The sequence below is a fragment of the Tateyamaria rhodophyticola genome, assembly GCF_047777875.1.
In the GTDB taxonomy this organism is placed as follows: Bacteria; Pseudomonadota; Alphaproteobacteria; order Rhodobacterales; family Rhodobacteraceae; genus Tateyamaria.
This window is the reverse complement of record NZ_CP180519.1, coordinates 3,497,630-3,515,266: the sequence shown is the minus strand read 5'-3', so window position 1 is coordinate 3,515,266 and position 17,637 is coordinate 3,497,630. Positions and strand designations below refer to the sequence as shown.

General features: G+C 62.5%; 22 protein-coding genes and 1 other RNA gene. 8 read left to right on the top strand and 15 right to left on the bottom strand.

Annotation, left to right across the window (positions count from 1 at the left end):
• Positions 1–16 precede the first annotated feature (16 nt).
• From ACERHN_RS18835 to ACERHN_RS18825, 3 genes are all read left to right on the top strand, one after another.
• Complete coding sequence (locus ACERHN_RS18835; RefSeq protein WP_415920548.1) at positions 17–1,243, top strand: hypothetical protein; 1,227 nt, start codon at positions 17–19, stop codon at positions 1,241–1,243.
• Positions 1,240–2,592 carry a cytochrome P450 gene (locus ACERHN_RS18830; protein ID WP_415920547.1) on the top strand — a complete coding sequence of 451 codons (1,353 nt, stop codon included), beginning with the start codon at positions 1,240–1,242 and terminating at the stop codon, positions 2,590–2,592. Before ACERHN_RS18835 ends, ACERHN_RS18830 begins: the two co-directional genes overlap by 4 nt.
• A gap of 78 nt (positions 2,593–2,670) precedes the next feature.
• Positions 2,671–3,564 carry a fructose bisphosphate aldolase gene (locus tag ACERHN_RS18825; protein ID WP_415920546.1) on the top strand — a complete coding sequence of 298 codons (894 nt, stop codon included), beginning with the start codon at positions 2,671–2,673 and terminating at the stop codon, positions 3,562–3,564.
• Here ACERHN_RS18825 and ACERHN_RS18820 read toward each other — a convergent pair.
• From ACERHN_RS18820 to fumC, 4 genes are read right to left on the bottom strand one after another with little or no spacing between them, the layout of a single operon-like run.
• The gene (locus tag ACERHN_RS18820; protein ID WP_415920545.1) at positions 3,553–3,783 is read right to left on the bottom strand and encodes a ribbon-helix-helix domain-containing protein; all 231 of its coding nucleotides are present in this window, start codon (positions 3,781–3,783) and stop codon (positions 3,553–3,555) included. The two genes, ACERHN_RS18825 and ACERHN_RS18820, sit on opposite strands and share 12 nt — an antisense overlap.
• Complete coding sequence (locus ACERHN_RS18815) at positions 3,780–3,947, bottom strand: hypothetical protein (protein ID WP_415920544.1); 168 nt, start codon at positions 3,945–3,947, stop codon at positions 3,780–3,782. The genes ACERHN_RS18820 and ACERHN_RS18815 overlap by 4 nt, the downstream gene beginning before the upstream one ends.
• A 42-nt stretch (positions 3,948–3,989) precedes the next feature.
• Entirely contained in the window at positions 3,990–4,202 is a 213-nt protein-coding gene (locus ACERHN_RS18810; RefSeq protein WP_415920543.1) for a DUF4169 family protein, read from the bottom strand.
• A complete protein-coding gene (fumC, locus tag ACERHN_RS18805; protein ID WP_415920542.1) occupies positions 4,199–5,590 on the bottom strand; it encodes a class II fumarate hydratase in 1,392 nt (463 codons plus the stop codon). Before fumC ends, ACERHN_RS18810 begins: the two co-directional genes overlap by 4 nt.
• 167 nt (positions 5,591–5,757) lie before the next feature.
• On the opposite strand from fumC, the gene ACERHN_RS18800 reads away from it, so the two are divergent.
• Positions 5,758–6,321, top strand: coding sequence for a hypothetical protein (locus ACERHN_RS18800; RefSeq protein ID WP_415920541.1), 564 nt, complete (start codon positions 5,758–5,760; stop codon positions 6,319–6,321).
• Positions 6,322–6,328: 7 nt separating this feature from the next.
• Here ACERHN_RS18800 and ACERHN_RS18795 read toward each other — a convergent pair whose 3' ends face one another.
• From ACERHN_RS18795 to ACERHN_RS18745, 11 genes are all read right to left on the bottom strand, one after another.
• Positions 6,329–6,832 (bottom strand): SspB family protein, encoded by a 504-nt coding sequence (locus ACERHN_RS18795; protein WP_415920540.1) that lies wholly within the window; start codon positions 6,830–6,832, stop codon positions 6,329–6,331.
• A 74-nt stretch (positions 6,833–6,906) separates the two neighbouring features.
• Positions 6,907–8,157: a chromate efflux transporter gene (gene chrA, locus ACERHN_RS18790; protein WP_415920539.1), complete on the bottom strand. Its 1,251-nt coding sequence runs from the start codon at positions 8,155–8,157 to the stop codon at positions 6,907–6,909.
• Positions 8,154–8,858 (bottom strand): rhodanese-like domain-containing protein, encoded by a 705-nt coding sequence (locus ACERHN_RS18785; protein WP_415920538.1) that lies wholly within the window; start codon positions 8,856–8,858, stop codon positions 8,154–8,156. The genes chrA and ACERHN_RS18785 overlap by 4 nt, the downstream gene beginning before the upstream one ends.
• Before the next feature lie 120 nt (positions 8,859–8,978).
• Positions 8,979–9,407 (bottom strand): hypothetical protein, encoded by a 429-nt coding sequence (locus ACERHN_RS18780; RefSeq protein WP_415920537.1) that lies wholly within the window; start codon positions 9,405–9,407, stop codon positions 8,979–8,981.
• A 79-nt stretch (positions 9,408–9,486) separates the two neighbouring features.
• Positions 9,487–9,838, bottom strand: a transfer-messenger RNA (tmRNA) gene (gene ssrA / locus ACERHN_RS18775).
• A gap of 88 nt (positions 9,839–9,926) precedes the next feature.
• Positions 9,927–10,289: a DUF4345 family protein gene (locus ACERHN_RS18770; RefSeq protein WP_415920536.1), complete on the bottom strand. Its 363-nt coding sequence runs from the start codon at positions 10,287–10,289 to the stop codon at positions 9,927–9,929.
• A gap of 52 nt (positions 10,290–10,341) precedes the next feature.
• A complete protein-coding gene (locus ACERHN_RS18765; RefSeq protein WP_415920535.1) occupies positions 10,342–10,692 on the bottom strand; it encodes a DUF4345 family protein in 351 nt (116 codons plus the stop codon).
• A gap of 38 nt (positions 10,693–10,730) precedes the next feature.
• Entirely contained in the window at positions 10,731–11,423 is a 693-nt protein-coding gene (locus ACERHN_RS18760) for a lysophospholipid acyltransferase family protein (RefSeq protein WP_415920534.1), read from the bottom strand.
• Between the two features lie 65 nt (positions 11,424–11,488).
• Positions 11,489–12,136 carry a hypothetical protein gene (locus ACERHN_RS18755; RefSeq protein ID WP_415920533.1) on the bottom strand — a complete coding sequence of 216 codons (648 nt, stop codon included), beginning with the start codon at positions 12,134–12,136 and terminating at the stop codon, positions 11,489–11,491.
• A 7-nt stretch (positions 12,137–12,143) separates the two neighbouring features.
• Positions 12,144–13,544 carry a selenium-binding protein SBP56-related protein gene (locus ACERHN_RS18750; RefSeq protein WP_415920532.1) on the bottom strand — a complete coding sequence of 467 codons (1,401 nt, stop codon included), beginning with the start codon at positions 13,542–13,544 and terminating at the stop codon, positions 12,144–12,146.
• A gap of 69 nt (positions 13,545–13,613) precedes the next feature.
• Positions 13,614–14,396, bottom strand: a complete 783-nt coding sequence (locus tag ACERHN_RS18745) for a FadR/GntR family transcriptional regulator (protein ID WP_415920531.1) — start codon at positions 14,394–14,396, stop codon at positions 13,614–13,616.
• A 105-nt stretch (positions 14,397–14,501) separates the two neighbouring features.
• Between ACERHN_RS18745 and ACERHN_RS18740 the strand changes: the two genes are divergently transcribed.
• The 4 genes from ACERHN_RS18740 to ACERHN_RS18725 are packed head-to-tail and all read left to right on the top strand — an operon-like array spanning position 14,502 to position 17,611.
• A complete protein-coding gene (locus tag ACERHN_RS18740) occupies positions 14,502–15,290 on the top strand; it encodes a DUF2182 domain-containing protein (protein WP_415920530.1) in 789 nt (262 codons plus the stop codon).
• A gap of 1 nt (position 15,291) precedes the next feature.
• The gene (locus ACERHN_RS18735; RefSeq protein ID WP_415920529.1) at positions 15,292–15,999 is read left to right on the top strand and encodes a DUF1326 domain-containing protein; all 708 of its coding nucleotides are present in this window, start codon (positions 15,292–15,294) and stop codon (positions 15,997–15,999) included.
• Between the two features lie 23 nt (positions 16,000–16,022).
• Entirely contained in the window at positions 16,023–16,505 is a 483-nt protein-coding gene (locus tag ACERHN_RS18730; RefSeq protein ID WP_415920528.1) for a DinB family protein, read from the top strand.
• Between the two features lie 8 nt (positions 16,506–16,513).
• Positions 16,514–17,611, top strand: coding sequence for a dimethylsulfoniopropionate demethylase (locus ACERHN_RS18725; RefSeq protein ID WP_415922771.1), 1,098 nt, complete (start codon positions 16,514–16,516; stop codon positions 17,609–17,611).
• Positions 17,612–17,637 lie beyond the last annotated feature (26 nt).

Genomic DNA, 17,637 nt, shown 5'->3' with positions numbered 1-17,637 from the left:
GCCAAAAGGTGCATTCATGAGCAGTTCGCATCCCCATTCCGTAGCGCGTCGCCGGGTGTTCTACATCCCCGGTTATGACCCGATTCATCCCCGGCGATACCGCGAGCTGTACCGCAAGGAGGGCGCGGCACAGGCCGGTATCTCCGGCTATGACCTGACCTTGCGCCCGGCACCCAAGGGCGGCGCGCATTACGGCTGGCAGGTCGAAGGTGTGATGGACGGCGCGTTGGTGCACGCCGATATCGACGTGCTCGTGTGGTCCGACATCGTACGTGACAGCATGGAGGCGTCGATCCCCGGCACTTACGCGCAACTGGTGCGCACCGCGTGGATCTACATCGCCTCTGGCGCGCTTGCGCGGCTCATGCGTTTGCGCAAGGGCCCCGTGATCGCCGCCCTCTATCCGGTGGGCATGCTGATCATGCAGGCGTTGATCGCACTCACTGCGTGGTGGGCGCTCTGGCGTGTGGGCGGTACGGTGTGGCCCGGGCCGGGCGCATGGGCGGGCGCCGTTCTGGGGCTTGGCGCGTTCGTCGCACTTTTGCGCTGGTTCAAGGCCAAGGATGGCAAGTTTTTTGCCTATTACCTGATGCATGACTACGCCTATTCGGCGTCAACACGCGGGGCGAACCCGGCACCGCTCGAGGCGCGGATGGCCGCGTTCGCGGACAGCATCGCGGCCGCATTGACCAGCGACGTGGACGAAGTGCTCGTGGTCGGGCACTCCTCCGGCGCGCATCTGGGTGTGTCGATCCTTGCCGATCTGATCCGCGATGGAAGGGTGCCGGAAAACGGGCCAAGGCTCGGGTTTTTGTCGCTGGGACAGGTGGTGCCGATGGTGTCGTTCCTGCCTGATGCGCACCGGTTGCGCGCGGATCTGCAATACCTGTCCGCGCGCCCGGAGCTGGCGTGGGTCGATGTGACGGCCCCGGGCGACGGCTGTGCCTTTGCCCTGTGCGATCCAGTGGCTGTCAGCGGTGTCGCGCCGCCCGACAAACGCTGGCCGCTGGTGTTCTCCGCCGCCTTCACCCAAACGCTCAGTCCAAAGCGGTGGAAGGCGCTGCGCTGGCGGTTCTTCCGCCTGCATTTTCAGTACCTGTGCGCCTTCGACCGGCCCAAGGACTACGACTATTTTCAGATCACGGCAGGCCCCGTGACGCTCGCCGACCGCTACGCCGACCGCCCCCCGTCAAAATCCCGCATCGACGTGGCTGTGTCGAAATACACTTCTGTCGTGCCATGACCGTGACACCGCCCAAACCGCCAAGCCGCCCGGACCGGGTGTCGCTGTTGCGCTATGCGCGTCTGTTTCGGCAGGACATCCTGTCGGCGCAACCGGCGCGCCTTTATCGCGCCTGGATGGCCGAATTCCGCACGCCCTTCTTCCGCAGCTATCTCACGAACCAGCCAGAACTGGTCAAAACAGTCCTCAAGGAGCGCCCATCGGATTTTCCAAAATCCGACCGCATCGGCGAGGGACTGCGCCCACTCCTTGGCAATTCGGTGTTTCTGACAAACGGGACTGTCTGGGAACGGCAACGCCGCATCATTGATCCCGCATTCGAAGGCGGCCGCCTGCGCGAGACCTTCCCTGCCATGTGGGCCGCGTCCGAGGCGGCGGCAGAACGCCTGCCCGAAGGCATCACCGAGATCGAGGCGCAGACGAGCCACGTGGCGGCGGACGTGATCTTTCGCACGCTCTTTTCGCTGCCCATCGAAGACAAGCTGGCCGGGGCCGTGTTCGAGGCGTTCCGCGCCTATCAACGCAGCCAGCCCATTTTGAACCTCGCCGCCTTTATCCCGCTGCCCCGCTGGATGCCGCGCGGGTTCCGGCGCGACACACGCGCCTCTGCCACGGAAATCCGCCGCCTGATCACGCAGCTCGTCGACCGGCGCGCGTCAGACATCGCGGCCGGTACGGCGCCAAATGACCTCGCCACCAAGATAATGACCACGCCCGACCCCGAAACGGGCGAGACATTCACGCCAGAGGAAATGGTGGATCAGGTCGCGATCTTCTTTCTCGCCGGGCATGAGACCAGCGCATCGGCCCTGGCCTGGGCGCTGTATCTCGTGGCGCTCTACCCGGAGTGGCAGGACCGCATCGCCGCAGAGGCGCAGGCGCTGGACACCTGCGATTTCGCGGTGATGTCGCGGATGCCCGTGGCGCGCGATGTGTTCCGTGAGGCGCTGCGGCTCTATCCGCCGGTGCCGATGATGGTGCGGGAAACGACCTGTCCCGAACGGTTCCGCGACCGGGACCTGAAGGTCGGCGCGCAAATTGTGCTCAGCCCGTGGCATCTGCACCGGCACACGCGTCTGTGGGACAGGCCTGATGACTTTGATCCCGCCCGCTGGCAGACCGACAATGGCAAGACCTGCATGCGCGATGCGTTCATCCCGTTTTCCGCCGGGGCGCGGGTCTGTCCCGGTGCGGGCTTTGCGATGGTCGAAGGGCCACTGATTCTTGCGCGTTTGCTGCGCGCTCACGTGATCGAGCCGCGCCCCGACCGGGTCCCGGTGCCGGTTGCGCACCTCACGGTGCGGGCGCGGGACGGCATTTGGGTAAAAATCCGCAAACGTCAGCGCTAACAGTGGTTTGCGGCAATTCACCGGGGCACGGGAATGGGGTAGGACAGCCCCAGACACCCCAAGCACAGGAAATGCCCCATGTCCGATTTTGCAACGATGCGCGACCAGATGGAAAAGGGCGCGGGGTTCATCGCGGCCCTTGATCAATCGGGTGGCTCGACGCCCAAGGCACTGGCGCTTTACGGGGTGGAGGCATCGGATTACGCGAACGAGGATGAAATGTTCGCCGAAATCCAGAAGATGCGCGCGCGCATCATCCAGAGCCCGGATTTCACCGGTCAAAAGGTGATCGGCGCGATCCTGTTCGAAAAGACCCTGCGCGAGCAAATCGGCGGCGATCCCGTGCCCGCGCATCTGTGGAACACCCGCCAGGTGGTGCCATTCCTCAAGATCGACAAGGGGCTTGAGGACGAAGCCAACGGGGTGCAACTCCTGAAACCGATCCCGGGCCTTGCCGAAACGCTGGCAGAGGCGCGCGGCATGGGCATTTTTGGCACCAAGGAGCGCTCGGTCATCCACAGCGCGAACACCGCCGGGATCGAGGCCGTCACCGCCAATCAGTTCGACGTGGCGGATGTGGTGATGGGCGCAGGCCTCGTCCCGATCATCGAGCCAGAGGTAAACATCCATTCCGACACCAAGGCCGAGGCCGAGGCGATGCTGGCCGATGCGCTAATGCGCCATGTCGAGACGTTGGGCGAGGGGCAGGACATCATGCTCAAGCTTACTCTGCCAGAGCAGCCGGGCCTTTACGACGCACTTGCCGATCATCCGCGTGTGCTGCGGGTTGTGGCGCTGTCGGGCGGCTATTCCACGGATGAGGCCAGCGCACGGCTGGCGCAGAACCACAAGATGATCGCCAGCTTCAGCCGCGCCCTGACCGAAGGGTTGCGTCGCGATCTGAGCGATGACGGGTTCGTCGCCGCACTTGGCCGCAACATCAACCAGATCTATCAGGCGTCAATCACCTGACCGCTGCGCCATGGCGTGGCGCAGCACATAGACACGGATCGCCGAGGCAAGCCCCACATCAGCGTCGCGCGCAATGTCGATTTCGGCGGCCAGCGCGTTGATGGGTTTGCCGGTCTCGGCAGCGATGCGTCGGAATGCGTCCCAGAATTCCGGTTCCAGCGACACAGAGGTCCGGTGCCCCTTGAGGGTCAGCGAATGCTTTTGCGGACGCGCGTTCACTGATCGGGGAGGAACCGGCGCGCCGGATCAAGGTCCGCCACGCGGGCATATGTGTTGAGAAGGCGCGCCAGCGCCCCTTCATTGGCCCGCAAATAGCGGCGCGCGCGGCGGAGCGCGCGAATGCGCTGCCTTTCGGCCTGATCACTTCTGTCGCGTTGCGTCATCGGAACACCTGTTACTTGTACACGCATCCGTATGCCCGCGCTTTATGGCTTTTCGGGGCCGGGTTCCGCACCTTTGCGGGGCGTCTCCAAGGCTTTTGCATCCAGATCTCGCGCAGCGCGCGAAGTTTCAACCTGAGCGCGGGTGCGCTCTGCCTTTGTCAGGCCATACGTCACCGCATTGGCATCCGCACGCGCCTTTTTATCGGCGCGTGCGCGGGCCTTGCGGACCTTGTTCAGGTTGATCGGTGTGCTCATTTGGGTCCGATCATGTTTTCGGGGCGCACGACCTCATTAAACCGCTCTTCTGTCACGAACCCCATCTTGACCGCCTCTTCGATCAGGGTGGTGCCGTTCTTGTGCGCGGTCTTGGCAACCTTGGTGGCGTTGTCATAGCCGATCTCGGGCGCCAGCGCCGTGACCAGCATCAGGCTTTCGCGCATCAACTTGTCGATGCGCACCTCATCGGCCTGCAACCCGTCCACAAGGTTGTCGGTGAACGCCACCGACGCATCCCCCATCAACTGCATGGATTGCAGCACGTTATAGGCCATCATGGGCTTGTAGACGTTCAGCTCGAAATGCCCCTGTGACCCGGCAAAGCCCACGGCGGCGTCATTGCCCATAACGTGGGCGCACACCTGGGTCAGCGCCTCGCATTGCGTGGGGTTCACCTTGCCCGGCATGATCGACGACCCGGGCTCATTCTCGGGCAGCATCAACTCGCCCAGTCCACAGCGGGGCCCGGAGCCGAGCAGGCGGATGTCATTGGCGATCTTGAAAAGGCTCGCCGCCACGGTTTTCAGCGCGCCCGACATCTCGACCATCGCGTCATGGGCGGCAAGGGCTTCGAACTTGTTCGGCGCGGTGACAAAGGGCAGGCCGGTGATGTCCGCCATATGGCCCGCGACCGCCTCGGCCCAGCCGTGGCGCGTGTTGAGGCCCGTGCCCACTGCTGTGCCACCCTGCGCCAGCTCGTAAATGCGGGGCAGGGCGGCCTCGACCCGGGCGATGCCCATGGCGACCTGATGGGCATAGCCGGAAAATTCCTGTCCCAGGGTCAGCGGCGTGGCGTCCTGCGTATGCGTGCGCCCGATCTTGATGATATCCTTGAACGCCTCCGCCTGCGCGGCAAGTGCTGCGTGCAGCTTGCGCAGCCCCGGCAGCAGCACATCCCGCGCCGTCATCGCGGTCGAGATATGCATAGCCGTGGGGAAGGTGTCGTTGGAGGACTGCCCCATGTTGCAGTGGTCGTTGGGGTGCACCGGATCCTTGGACCCGATCACGCCGCCGAGGATTTCGATGGCGCGGTTTGCGATCACCTCATTGGCATTCATGTTGGATTGTGTGCCGGACCCGGTCTGCCACACCACGAGGGGGAAGTTGTCGTCGAACTTGCCGTCCACCACTTCGCCCGCGGCTGTGATGATCGCATCGGCCAGGGCACCGTCGAGCGTCCCTTGCGCCTTGTTTTGAATCGCACACGCCTTTTTGATCACGCCAAGCGCGCGCACCACGGCGATAGGCTGCTTTTCCCAACCGATGGGGAAATTCATGATCGAGCGTTGCGTCTGCGCACCCCAATACTTGTCAGAAGGGACCTCCAAAGGGCCAAAGCTGTCGGTTTCGGTGCGCGTATCGGCCATCTGGCTCTCCTGCGATGTAGGTTCCGTTGGGTTGCATTTACCCGTGCGGACGGCCCGTCACAAGCCAAGGCGGCGGCGAAGCCGCTCAATTTGAACGGGTCCTAGTGCAACACGCCGCCCATCAACCTATATTGAGCCTACGAGCGCGCAGCAAAAGGACCACGACAATGCAACGTACCCGCACATTGCCGGATTTCAGGCCGATCCTGACCCTGTCCATTGCGGTGTTCGCGATCCTTTGGGCGATGACGGCGCGCGCGGGTGAATTTGAACGGTTCGCAGGCAGCTATGCCGGTTCTGCCGAAGTGGTGGCCGCCGATGGCACGAAAATCCCGCGCGACATGAGCGTCGAGATCGCCAACACCAAGGACGGGTTCCGGGTGAAATGGACCTCTGTCACCTACCGCCCGGACGGGCGCACCAAGGAAAAGTCATACGCCATCGACTTCGTGCCCAGCGAACGCCCCGCCGTTTATGCCGCAGCTCAGCAAAAGAATGTCTTTGGCCATCTGGTGCAGCTCGACCCGATGAAGGGGGAGCCTTATGTGTGGGCGCGCGTGGATGGCGATACCATGACCGTCTATTCGCTGTTCGTGAATGAGGTCGGCGGCTACAGCCTGCAGCAATATGACCGGACATTGGTCGACGGTGGCATGGACCTGCGGTTCCAGAATATCCGGGACGGTGAAATCCTGCGCGCCGTGGAAACCCGCCTGACCAAGACGGACTGAACAGCGCTTATTTCCGAAAACTGTCCAGCGATACGACGTCCGCCGGTTTCCCGTCGGGCGCGTTGTCGTCATCCTTGACGTCAGTGGCCATCGGGGCCACGGCCGTGCTTGGCAGGATTTCAGGCGCCGCGTTGGGCGCGTCGTCTTCGTCGTCCCCGTCCTGCGTTTCGAAGCGCAACCCGAACTCAACCGACGGATCCACAAAGGTCTTGATCGCGTCATAGGGTATATAGAGCGGCTCCGGCGCGTCCCCGAAATTCAGCGTGACGGCAAACCCGTCGGCCCCGACATCGAGATTGTCGTACCAATGCTGCATCACGACTGTCATTTCGCCGGGGTAACGGTCGCTGAGCCAGTCGGCCAGTTCCGCATCCGGGTGGCTGGTGTCGAAGGTGATGAAAAAGTGGTGCGCGCCCGGCAGACCGTTGTTGGAAACGTCAGTCAGCACCTTGCGAATGAGGCCACGCATGGCGTCATGCATCAAATTACCGTAATCAATGCCGCGGCTCATCGGTCTCTCCGACTTTTGTCACAGCATATCCCAATTTGCAGGCATGAAAAGGGGCCGGGACGCATTTGCCCAGATTAGATCAGTCCGACAAGGCAAAGGCCCGCCCCGCAGAGGGCCAGAAGCGCCAGCGCAGGCAATAATCCAAGCCGAAACCCCAGCATCAGCACCATGGCCAGCGCGCACAGCAGAACTGCCCAAATATCAAGCGTTGCCCAATCGGGGCGCGGAATGGGCAGGGGACCGCTTGCGCTGACAGTGGCGAAAAGCACATGCAGCGCAAACCATACGGACAGGTTTAGGATCACCCCGACCACGGCCGCCGTGATCGCCGCAAGCGCGGCGGACAGGCGTGGCCGTGCGGCGATGTGATCGAGATACGGGCCCGCTGCAAAGATCCACAAGAAACAGGGCGTGAACGTCACCCACAGGCTGAGCGCCCCCGCCGCCAGCGCAAGCCCGGCCCCGCCCGCAGCATAGCCCGCCAACAAGGCGACGAATTCCGTCACGAGGATCAGCGGCCCCGGCGTCGTCTCTGCCAGTCCGAGCGCGTCGATCATCTGCGCCGTCTCGATCCAGCCGAAATTCTGCACGACCTCCTGCGTCATGTAGGCCAGCACGGCATAGGCGCCGCCAAAGGTGACCAGGGCCAGCTTTGAAAAGAAGAGCCCGATTTGCCCGAGAAACGCGGGATCAATCGCCCACGCCAGCGCAAGCGGCGCCGCCCAGAGTGCGGCCCAGATCACGCAGGTGCGCAACGTTCCGGTATGCGACACCGGTGCGGGCGGCGGCGTCGTGGCGGGGGCTGCGGTGACATACCCATAAAGCCCCGCACCCAGCACAATCAGCGGAAAGGGCAGGCCAAACACAAACAATGCGGCAAAAGCGGCCCCGGCAAGCAGCCACGCCGCAGTGCCGGTCAACGCCTTGCCCGCGAGCCGCATCAGGGCCTGTATCACAATGACAATCACCGCCGCCTTGATCCCGAGAAATGCGGCGCGCACCAGCGGCACATCCCCGAACCATATGTAGCCAAAGGCCAGGGCCAGGATCACCAGCGCCCCCGGCACCACAAAGAGCAGACCCGCCAGAAGCCCGCCGGGCACCCCGCGCAGCCGCCAACCCGCATAGGTGGCGAGCTGCATCGCTTCGGGCCCCGGCAGCAGCATGCACAGCGACAGCGCGCGCAGGTATTCCTGCTCGGTCAACCATTTCTGTCGCGCCACCAGGTTGTCATGCATCAGCGCGATTTGCGCCGCGGGGCCGCCAAAGGACAGCAGCCCAATGCGGCCAAAGACGCGGGTCATCTCGGTCCAGCCGGGCGTCATGAGATGTCCTTTCGCAGGGCCGTCCACGCGGCATCAACCAAGGGCAGTGCTGCTGCGGCAACGGCTTCGGGCGATGGGTGCAGGCGCGGCAGGGCATCCAGCAAGGCGGTCCAGCCTTGTGCCTCATGGTTTGCGTCTTGCACAAATTCCAGGAGTGGCGACCAGGTCAGGCCGGCATACTGCAAGAGCGCGTGCGCCGTCGATTCCGGGGTAACGGCGTGCGCATCGAAACGGTCCGCGACCGCTTGCGTCATGTCCGCAGGCACCCACAACAGGCGCGCATCGGGCGCAATCCAGCGCGTGATGCACCACGCGGCAATCAGCGTGTCGGGGTCGGCTTGTGTTGGGAGGACATAGGTCACGGCACCGGCATCCTCGGCAATGCGCGGCAATCCGGCGGCGCCCCAGCCCAGAACCCCACCGTCGAGCGCGGTGGCCGCGTGGCCCTCGCCACGCAAGTGCGCCGCCATGCCGACGCTCAGCTTGAGACCCTTTTGACAGGTGACGACCACCGGCTGGCCCGGATTGACATGGGAAAGCGCCGCGCCAAGATCCCGGTGCGTCGCGCGCCGCGCGCCGGGCAGTCGAAACGGATCTGCCGCCACATCTTCGGGCACACAGACGTCGATCAGGACGGGTGCCTGCGCGGTGCCAAGCCGCGGCAGAATTTCCGTGGGGGAGGTGTAAAAGGTCGGGTCCATCTGAGCATCCTTTAAGCCATACCAAAAGGATGCGACTTTGGGTCGTGCGGACCTGGAGGGGCAGTCGCATATTGCCCCAATACCTGTGGATACCTGTCGGGCCGTGTGCGGGTCAACCCGTCATTGCAGACGGCTCCCGGCGAGAAGCACGGCGAGCGTGTTGGGCGGCAGTTGGCCCAGCTGTTCGAAATAGCTGAGGAAATCGAAGCTGTGATAGACCTCGACCATCTGGCGTTCTTCGAACCGGGCCATGATTTGTCCAAAGACCTGAATCGGATCACCGGTTTCCGGCACATGGCTGTTGAACTCGATCAGGGCGCTGATCCAGGTGTCATGTTCGATGGTTTTGGCAACCCGTATCTGGAACTGGCCCAGCCGTTTGCGGACCATGTGCACCAGTTCGGGCATATCGCCAGGGGTCAGCGCCATGTCCGGCAGAATGCCGTCAGAGGTCGCACCCGGGGCGAGAAACATCGGGATCGCGTCAACATCCCCGTCGGACCACACCCGATCAAACCAGGCCTGCAATATCTCTTTCTTGTGCGGCACGCCTGCGCCCTTTCCTGTGGGTGAGAGCCGAAGGATACAACGCAAGCCGTTAAGGAGGCATAAATGACGGAAGGGGGAAAGTGCAGGCTTCTGTTGCCAGGTGCCTGCGAACCCCGCCTCACGCGGCTAGGCGAGAGGGCTTAAAGTCGGTTCGACTCGCACTGCTTACGCAGCGAGAGCAACCGGAGCACGATTGTCGTTTGCAATTGTACTGTTTTCGCCGGTAACGGTGGCAGACAGCCGAGACAAAGCTAACCCCTTTAGACGTCCGTCGATCCTGTTTCGGCCCCATGATCCCTCAAACGAAGGGATATTTGGTGGAGCCGCCGGGTACCGCCCCCGGGTCCGATCCGTTTATTACGAGCGCGTTTATGTCCATAGTCCCGAAGGACAGCGTATACATATGCGAGCAGTGCGCCCTTTGCAATCTGCGGGAGCCTCCGGCGGGGATTTTTTTGGAACAGAGACAGGGATGGGTGCGCGTTAATGTCGACGCGCAGCCCTTTGATTTGACGCAATTTACATGCGCGGGATGTTGATCGCGAGGGCGAGTGTGGCCACTGTCACTTCGGAGGCAAAGAAAATCCATTTGAGCCGGGTCTGACCGTCCATGATCAAGGAGGTGGCGCGGCCCAGGGCGCCGCCGGCCCAGATGAACCCGATCATCGCATAGGCCGCAGGCGTGCCCAGCCAAACTGCGCCAAGACCGGCAAGGACGAACAGGGCACCGGAGGCGGCGCGCACTTCGGACCGGCCCATGGTCGAGCCGCCATCGGCCAGATCGACGGTCTCCATCGTGTACCGCGGCGCAAGCCAGCCCAAGGCGCCAAAGAACACGGTGATTGCGGCGAGGGCATAATTGACGAAGGTAACGAGTTCCATGATGCGGGTCCTTTGACTGGTTTCGGACCCAACGCGCCTGTGCGGAAATGGTTCACAGATTGGCGGCGAGGAACCAGGCGGCAAGTGCTGCTTCGATCCCGCCAAAGAGCAGAACCTTGCGCACGGGCGGGGCGTCGAACAGCAGCGACATGAGCCGTCCGAGTGCGGCGCCCGCAAAGGCAAAACCGATCATGCCGTAGGTCAGTGGATGATCGAGCCAGAGGGCCGCGCCGCCCGCGACGACAAAAAGACCCCCGACGCTGGCGCGCATCTCGCTCAGCCCCATTGTGCTGTCCGTGGGCGCCAGATCGAGCGCGGACGCCGTGTAGCGCGGTGCCAGAAAGCCGAAGAGACCAAAGGCGATGGTGAGCAGACAGGCGACGAGGTTCAGGATATCGGTCATGCCCGGGACCTAGCGTGGCCATGGCCGCCGGGCAAGGTTCACCAGGTCGACGGGATCGGGGTGTTCAGCCGCGCCTCGATGTCGGCGTTGAACGTTGCCAGATCGGCGTTGCGGTCGATGTCCGTCAGCAGCTTGACATCGACACTCACGTGGCGGCGCCCCTTTTTGCGGCCGATGAAGGTGAAAAAGCTGTCGAAACGCGCCTTTTGGAACCGGCCCAGCCCGTCGATGCGCAGCAGCATGATGGGAATATCGGGATTGGCGCGGGCCACGTCATAGGCCCCGGAATAGTAGGGTTCCACGATCTCTTCGGGTTGCTGGCGCGTCTTGCCAGCGGGAAAGAGCAGGACCGCATTGCCCTTGTGCAGGACCTTGCTGACGATGCCGAGACTGAGCGCCTTGCGTTCGGCCCGCTTTTCGCGGGGCCAGTCGCGCGGTGAGCTGACCGGGATGGCCGAGATCACGAACATCGGGAACCATTGCAGCCAGTTGTAGTATTCGTTGTAGTGCACAACAGTGCGCACCCGCGTCGTGGTATAGAGCAGGGCGGCGACGATCGGACCGTCATGGCGGCTGACATGGCTGGCCAGGATCAGCGCGCCGGGGTGGTCCTGCAACAGGTGCTTGCCCGCGCAGCTGACATTGTAGAACAGCGCATAGTAGCTGCGCACGACGATGAAGAAAAAGTGGCGCGTCCAGCGGCCAAGCGTTGCATCGATCAGGCGCATCATGGGCGGGACACTTTCATTTGTTATGCACGTGTCTCAGCCTAGCGATTGACGCAAGGCGCGCCAGTTCAAACTGCGCTCCAGAGGCCCAAAACGCCAACCGCGATCAGGCTGATGGCCCAGACGAGTTCAAGGTCGAACCAACCGCGTTTGAGGAAGTTCAGGCCCAACCAGCGGTGCACCGCATAGGCCAGCGCGCCGCCGGATCCGATCATGGCGGCGGTGTGCAGGAGTGCCACGCCAAGGGCCAGTGCTGTGGTCGCCATCAGGGCCGAGGCGGCGCGGTGGCCTGCGTCCAGTTCCTCGATGGCGCAGAGGCCCAGATAGATCGGCACCAGCATCAGGGCGGCCCCGTGGGCCAGCGCCACGAGGAAGGACCACAGGGTCAGCTTGTGCGGCGGGATGCGGGCGAGAAACCGCGGATGGCGACGGGTGATCACGAGGTAAAGGCCCATGGCAATCACGATCACGCCTGCCCCAATCCGGATTTCGCGTTGAAAATCAATGAGCAGGGTCATCATGCTGAAAGGCAGCAGGATGCCCAGCATCGCCGCAAAATGCCCCAGCGACAGCGCGCCGAGCGCGGGCCAGAGTGCCGCGCGCCGCCGCTCGAACAGCGCCGAGGACACCGCGAGCGGCCAGCCCATGCCGGGGTTCAGCCCGTGATAGAGGCCAGAGAGGATCACGGCGAGCCAGAGGCCCGCCGCGGTTGTCATGTCCACCTCAGACCGACGGGTAGCAGAAACTGTCAGTTGAACAGTCGCCACCTTCCAGCCGGATCTGGTGACTGCGATAGCCTTCGGGGAACTTCGTCCAGAAGTTTTTGTCCAGCGTCAGCCCACCGTTTTCGCCCACATGGGCCATGACCATCGCAGCGCCACGGTCGCCGGGATAGAACTGGTCATCCCATGTGGAATAGAGCGAGTTGGTCCAGTAGACCCGCTTGCCGTCGCGGCTGATCTCGACCATCTGCGGGCCATAGCCGAAGTCTTCGCCATTCGGATGCTTGTGCTTGGCCACGATGCCGCCGATCTCGACCTTGCCGGCGAGCACGGGGTTCATCGGGTCGGACACATCGTATTGGTGCATCTCACCGAGACCCCAGCACGCGACATAGAGGTATTTGTCATCAAGGCTCAGGTCGATGTCGGTGACCAGCGGCGGCACGGCGCCAAAGCCCTTGAGCAGGTCGGGCAGGTCATCGGCATCGGCGGGCACGGGATCAATGGTGATCGTCTTCTTGGCCTGCCATTCGCCATCCTCATCCCGCCACCAGGTAAAGATCGCGCCTTGCAAGTTGGTGGTGTCGACCACCACGCCGCAGAACCCGTATTCCTTGACCGGGTCATGGGCGGGGCGGATTTCCAGCGCCATCTGGTGGTTTTCGCCAAGGTCCAGCGACTTGATCACCTTGCGCCCGCGCAGATCCCAGAAATGGATCGTGTGGCCGTATTTGTTGCTGAGCAGATCCTCCGGCACCACGCCGTTCTCGAATTGCGGCGGCAGGCCCCATTCGCTGCTCACCATGTAGTCGCGCGGCAGGTTCCACCAGAAATCATAGTGCTTGTCCTGAATGCCCCGGTCCATCTCGTAGCGGCCCAAGATCTCAAAGCTCTCGCAATCCATGATGAAGATACCGGGCGGGCCGTCGGTGCCATCCTCGCCGCCGCCACCGAGCGTCGAGACATAGATGCCCTCTGGCCCGCAATGGATGGTGTGCGGTCGGGAATAGCCGGTCTTGGCCATCAGCTCTTCGGGCTCAATGGTCTTGTGGATGACCGGATTACGCGGGTCCTTCACATCGATGATGTAGATGCGCGACGACCGGATGCCGGGGATGATCAGGTAGCGGCGTTCGAGGAACGCGTGCCCGGTCAGCGGCGACAGGGCCGAAGAACAGGCGTTCCAGCCAAAGTGGTGAAATTCGTCGCCAAGGTTCGGCACATAAAGTTCCGACACGATCTGGCCAAAGCTGTCCGAGCTGGGATCCACATCCACCACGGCCAGCCCGTCGGGTTTGGAGCCATCGGGGCTGAGCATCAAGGTAAAGGCGAGGGTTTCAACCGGTGCGTTGATCGCATCCTTGGGCGAGGGATAAAATGTATTGTCGGGTCTTAAATTCATAACGTCCTCCCTGACGTTTGATGGAAATTTGCCCGACCCCTACGGTGCCTTTTGGTCTTGATGTGTGGGTCAGGCGGTCTTTTGCTCCTTTGCCTTGTCCTTTTGCGCGCGGGCCCTCGGTTTTTTGTGCGCGTCCTTTGACGCGACCACGGAATGGGCCAGCTCGCGCGTGTAGGCTTCGAGTTTTATGAGGGTTGCGTCCGTCTTGGCGGCGTCCTGCGCCTCGACCGCGTCCGCGATGTCGGTGTGCAGGGCCACGATTTCTTCGCGCGACCGGGCGGTGAAGGTGATCATGTTCATCAGGGGCTGCATCGCCTCGACCGCACCAGCCAGTTGGTAGCTCAGCACTTTGTTGCCCGCACCGTCGACCAGCGCGCGGTGAAAGGTGACGTCAGAGGCGCAAAACGCCTCATCCGTGAGGCCCGGTTGGCCTTGGCGGTGGATTTCGGCGCGCATCGTGGCCAGATGATCGGGTGTCCGGCGCGCAGCGGACAGGGGGGCACAGGCGCGCTCCAGCGCGTAACGCGCCTCGCAAGCCACATCAAAGCTGACCGCGTTCATGCTCAGAAGCAGCGAGGCGGTTGTGACCTGCTGTTGATACGCATCCTCGAACCGCAATCGGTTCACAAAGGCGCCACCGGTCGCGCCACGCTGTGTGCGGATGAGCGATTGCGCCGCCAGACGCTTCAACGCCTCGCGCACCGTAGGGCGGGACACGTTGAAATGGTCGGCCAGCTCTGCCTCGGACGGCAAACGCTGATCCACGATCAGCTTTCCGCCGACAATCTCGTCCCGGATCGCCTCGGCAATCTGGGCGGACAGGTCCTTGTTGCTGTCAGGATCAATTTTCATGTGCGCACTTTTTCATTTGTCATACATTTTAATGTCTGACATTTAATCTGCCAAGAAAAATGTGCTCTGGATTGAGTCGCGCTGTTTGAGCTGTAGGGAGGTCTCATGCCGCATCTGATCCGTTCCACGCTGTGGCTTGGCTTTTTCGGCGCCATTCTGGTGGCGTGGTGGATCATGTACGCCATGTCCATTGAAATGGACGTCGACCTGATCGGACGGCCGGGCGAGATGGGCGCGCGCATGGCCGCGATGGACCCGCGCATGCCCATGTATATGCCGATGGCAAATTTCGGGCCGCTTTTTGCAATGTGGGCGATCATGATGGCGGCGATGATGCTGCCGACGCTGGTGCCGACCCTGCGCAGTTACGAAGACCTGATGGTGTCGGCGGATGGAACGCGGGCCGGATGGCTGGGCGTTTTGCTGGGATATTTCGTGGTCTGGGTCGCCTTTGCCGCGCTTATCACGGGCGTGCAGCTGGCGCTGCTTTATGGCGGTGTGATCGACATGCTGGGCATTTCGAAAACGGCGTGGTTTGCCGGTCTGCTGCTGATTGTTGTGGGTCTGTTTCAGTTCACCCGCGCCAAGGAAATCTGCCACGGGGTGTGCCACAGTCCGATGACCTACTTTCTCGGCCACTGGCGCACCGGCTTTGGCGGCGGGCTGCGGATGGGCCTTGGCCTTGGGGCGTTCTGTGTGGGCTGCTGCTGGGGGTTCATGGCGCTTGGATTTGTCGGCGGGGTGATGAGCCTGCTCTGGATGGGCCTTGCGACACTGTTCATGGTTTTGGAAAAACTGCCCCAGATCGGGCACGTTGTGACAAAGCCGATGGGGGTCATCCTGACCCTTGCGGGTCTGGCCGTGCTGGCCTGGCCCTATGCGATAGGAGGATAAGATGGCGCTCAAGAAACGTCCCCAGGCGGACAAATTGCCGATCTCGCAGCGAATCGACAGCCGGATGCCCAACCCCGGACGGCGCCAGATGCGCCCGACTGAATGGGCGATCAAGGGCGAGTTGTTCCTCAACTGCTCGTGCGAAGTGTTCTGCCCCTGTGTCGTGTCGCTGGGCGCGCACCCGCCCACCGAAGGGCATTGCCACGCCTGGATGGCCATCGCGATTGATGAAGGTCACTTTGAGGGCGAGGATCTCAGCGGTCTGAACATCGGGCTGATGGTCGAAATTCCGGGCCGGATGGGCGAGGGCGGATGGAAAGTCGCGGCTTACGTCGATGAACGGGCGTCGGGCAAAGCCTACAATGGCATTCTGCAAATCTTCTCGGGCGCGGCTGGCGGCACAACGGGCCTCTTTACCATGCTGGTGAGCGACATCGTGGGCGCGGAGCGTGAAAAGGTCGAGATCGTGCGCGAGGGCAAAAAGCGCGGCCTCTACATCGGGCGCAAGATCCAGGGCGAGATCGAGATGATCACCGGCAAGTCCGAAGATCACCCGGTGATGATCACCAACTCGAAATACTGGATGGGCCCCGACATCATCGCGGCGCGCGGTGTGAAATCCAAGGTGCGCGATTATGGCCGCATCTGGGATTTCGGTGGCAAATCCGCGGAGATCTGCCCGATCGACTGGAAGGGTCCAAAACCGTGATCGACAGGGGTTATGTGCAAAGCATGGCCCGCTACAATGCGTGGCAAAACAAGCAGTTGATGGATGTTTTGAAGGGCGTGGACGAAGCGGTTCTGCGCAAGGACCAAGGCGCGTTCTTTGGCTCGATCATGGGCACGCTGAACCATTTGCTGTGGGGCGACACGATCTGGATGAGCCGGTTTGTCCCGAGCATCCCGAAGCCCGCCGGAAGCATTGACGAGAGCGTCGATTTCACGCCCACCTTTGCGGTCTGGTCCGCAGATCGGTTCCGGCTGGATGGCGCGATCCTGATGTGGGCGGACACGATGGGATCGCTTGACCTCAAGGGGCAATTGTCGTGGTTTTCCGGTGCCTTGGGGCGCGATGTGCGCAAACCGCTTGAGCTGTGCGTGACACATATGTTCAACCACCAGACCCATCACCGCGGCCAGGTGCACGCGATGATGACCGCCGCGGGGCTGACCGCCCCTGTCTCCGACCTGTTTGTCATGCCAGAGGATATGTGATGAACGCGATGATTTCTCCTTCGCGCCGTTTGCGGCGCACGCCCTTTTCCGACGGTGTCGAGGCGGCCGGCGTCAAGGCCTATACGGTCTACAACCGGATGCTGCTGCCCACGGTGTTCGAAAGCGTCGAGGCGGATTACCGCCATCTGAAGGACCATGTGCAGGTCTGGGATGTGTCCGTCGAGCGACAGGTTGAGCTGCGCGGCCCGGATGCGGGGCGTCTGATGCAGATGCTCACCCCGCGTGATTTGCGCCGGATGCTGCCCGGACAGTGCTATTATGTGCCCATCGTGGACGAGACGGGCGGGATGCTGAACGATCCGGTGGCGGTGAAGCTGTCGGAGGACCGGTGGTGGATTTCGATTGCGGATTCGGACCTTTTGTTGTGGGTCAAGGGGATTGCCAACGGTTACCGCCTCGATGTGCTGGTGGATGAGCCGGACGTGTCACCTTTGGCGGTGCAGGGACCCAAGGCCGACGACCTGATGGAGCGGGTGTTTGGCGATCGGGTGCGCGACATCCGGTTCTTCCGCTTTGACATGTTTCAGTATGAGGGGGTTGATCTGGCCATTGCGCGATCTGGGTATTCGAAACAGGGTGGGTTCGAGATTTACATGCCGGATACCTCGCTTGGCATGACGCTGTGGAATGACCTCTTTGCCGCTGGCGAAGACCTGAATGTGCGGGCCGGCTGCCCCAACGGGATCGAGCGGATCGAGGGCGGTTTGTTGAGCTATGGCAACGATATGACCGACGACAACACGCCGCATGAGTGCGGGTTGGGCCGGTTTTGTGACACGCAGACAGCCATTGGCTGTATCGGGCGCGACGCGCTGTTGCGGGTGTCCAAGGAAGGGCCCGTCCAACAGATCCGCCCGATTGCGATTGTGGGGGATGCGGTGCCCTCCTGTGACCGGGCGTGGCCGCTTTATGCCGGGGGCAAGCGTGTGGGGCAGGTGACATCTGCGGCCTGGAGCCCGGATTTTAAGACGAACGTGTCCATCGGCATGGTGCGCATGACCCATTGGGATGCGGGCACGGCGTTGGAAGTCGAGACGCCGGATGGTATGCGCAGCGCGACGGTTCAGGACGCGTTCTGGCTTTGACGTGCGGGACTGGGGCTCTGCCCCAG

Bases quoted from the DNA above. Each gene is read 5' to 3' on its own strand.
- ACERHN_RS18835 (WP_415920548.1), top strand. From the start codon at position 17: ATGAGCAGTTCGCATCCCCATTCCGTAGCGCGTCGCCGGGTGTTCTAC.
- ACERHN_RS18830 (WP_415920547.1), top strand. From the start codon at position 1,240: ATGACCGTGACACCGCCCAAACCGCCAAGCCGCCCGGACCGGGTGTCG.
- ACERHN_RS18825 (WP_415920546.1), top strand. From the start codon at position 2,671: ATGTCCGATTTTGCAACGATGCGCGACCAGATGGAAAAGGGCGCGGGG.
- ACERHN_RS18815 (WP_415920544.1), bottom strand. From the start codon at position 3,947: ATGACGCAACGCGACAGAAGTGATCAGGCCGAAAGGCAGCGCATTCGC.
- ACERHN_RS18810 (WP_415920543.1), bottom strand. From the start codon at position 4,202: ATGAGCACACCGATCAACCTGAACAAGGTCCGCAAGGCCCGCGCACGC.
- fumC (WP_415920542.1), bottom strand. From the start codon at position 5,590: ATGGCCGATACGCGCACCGAAACCGACAGCTTTGGCCCTTTGGAGGTC.
- ACERHN_RS18800 (WP_415920541.1), top strand. From the start codon at position 5,758: ATGCAACGTACCCGCACATTGCCGGATTTCAGGCCGATCCTGACCCTG.
- ACERHN_RS18795 (WP_415920540.1), bottom strand. From the start codon at position 6,832: ATGAGCCGCGGCATTGATTACGGTAATTTGATGCATGACGCCATGCGT.
- chrA (WP_415920539.1), bottom strand. From the start codon at position 8,157: ATGACGCCCGGCTGGACCGAGATGACCCGCGTCTTTGGCCGCATTGGG.
- ACERHN_RS18785 (WP_415920538.1), bottom strand. From the start codon at position 8,858: ATGGACCCGACCTTTTACACCTCCCCCACGGAAATTCTGCCGCGGCTT.
- ACERHN_RS18770 (WP_415920536.1), bottom strand. From the start codon at position 10,289: ATGGAACTCGTTACCTTCGTCAATTATGCCCTCGCCGCAATCACCGTG.
- ACERHN_RS18765 (WP_415920535.1), bottom strand. From the start codon at position 10,692: ATGACCGATATCCTGAACCTCGTCGCCTGTCTGCTCACCATCGCCTTT.
- ACERHN_RS18760 (WP_415920534.1), bottom strand. From the start codon at position 11,423: ATGATGCGCCTGATCGATGCAACGCTTGGCCGCTGGACGCGCCACTTT.
- ACERHN_RS18755 (WP_415920533.1), bottom strand. From the start codon at position 12,136: ATGACAACCGCGGCGGGCCTCTGGCTCGCCGTGATCCTCTCTGGCCTC.
- ACERHN_RS18750 (WP_415920532.1), bottom strand. From the start codon at position 13,544: ATGAATTTAAGACCCGACAATACATTTTATCCCTCGCCCAAGGATGCG.
- ACERHN_RS18745 (WP_415920531.1), bottom strand. From the start codon at position 14,396: ATGAAAATTGATCCTGACAGCAACAAGGACCTGTCCGCCCAGATTGCC.
- ACERHN_RS18740 (WP_415920530.1), top strand. From the start codon at position 14,502: ATGCCGCATCTGATCCGTTCCACGCTGTGGCTTGGCTTTTTCGGCGCC.
- ACERHN_RS18735 (WP_415920529.1), top strand. From the start codon at position 15,292: ATGGCGCTCAAGAAACGTCCCCAGGCGGACAAATTGCCGATCTCGCAG.
- ACERHN_RS18730 (WP_415920528.1), top strand. From the start codon at position 16,023: ATGGCCCGCTACAATGCGTGGCAAAACAAGCAGTTGATGGATGTTTTG.
- ACERHN_RS18725 (WP_415922771.1), top strand. From the start codon at position 16,514: ATGATTTCTCCTTCGCGCCGTTTGCGGCGCACGCCCTTTTCCGACGGT.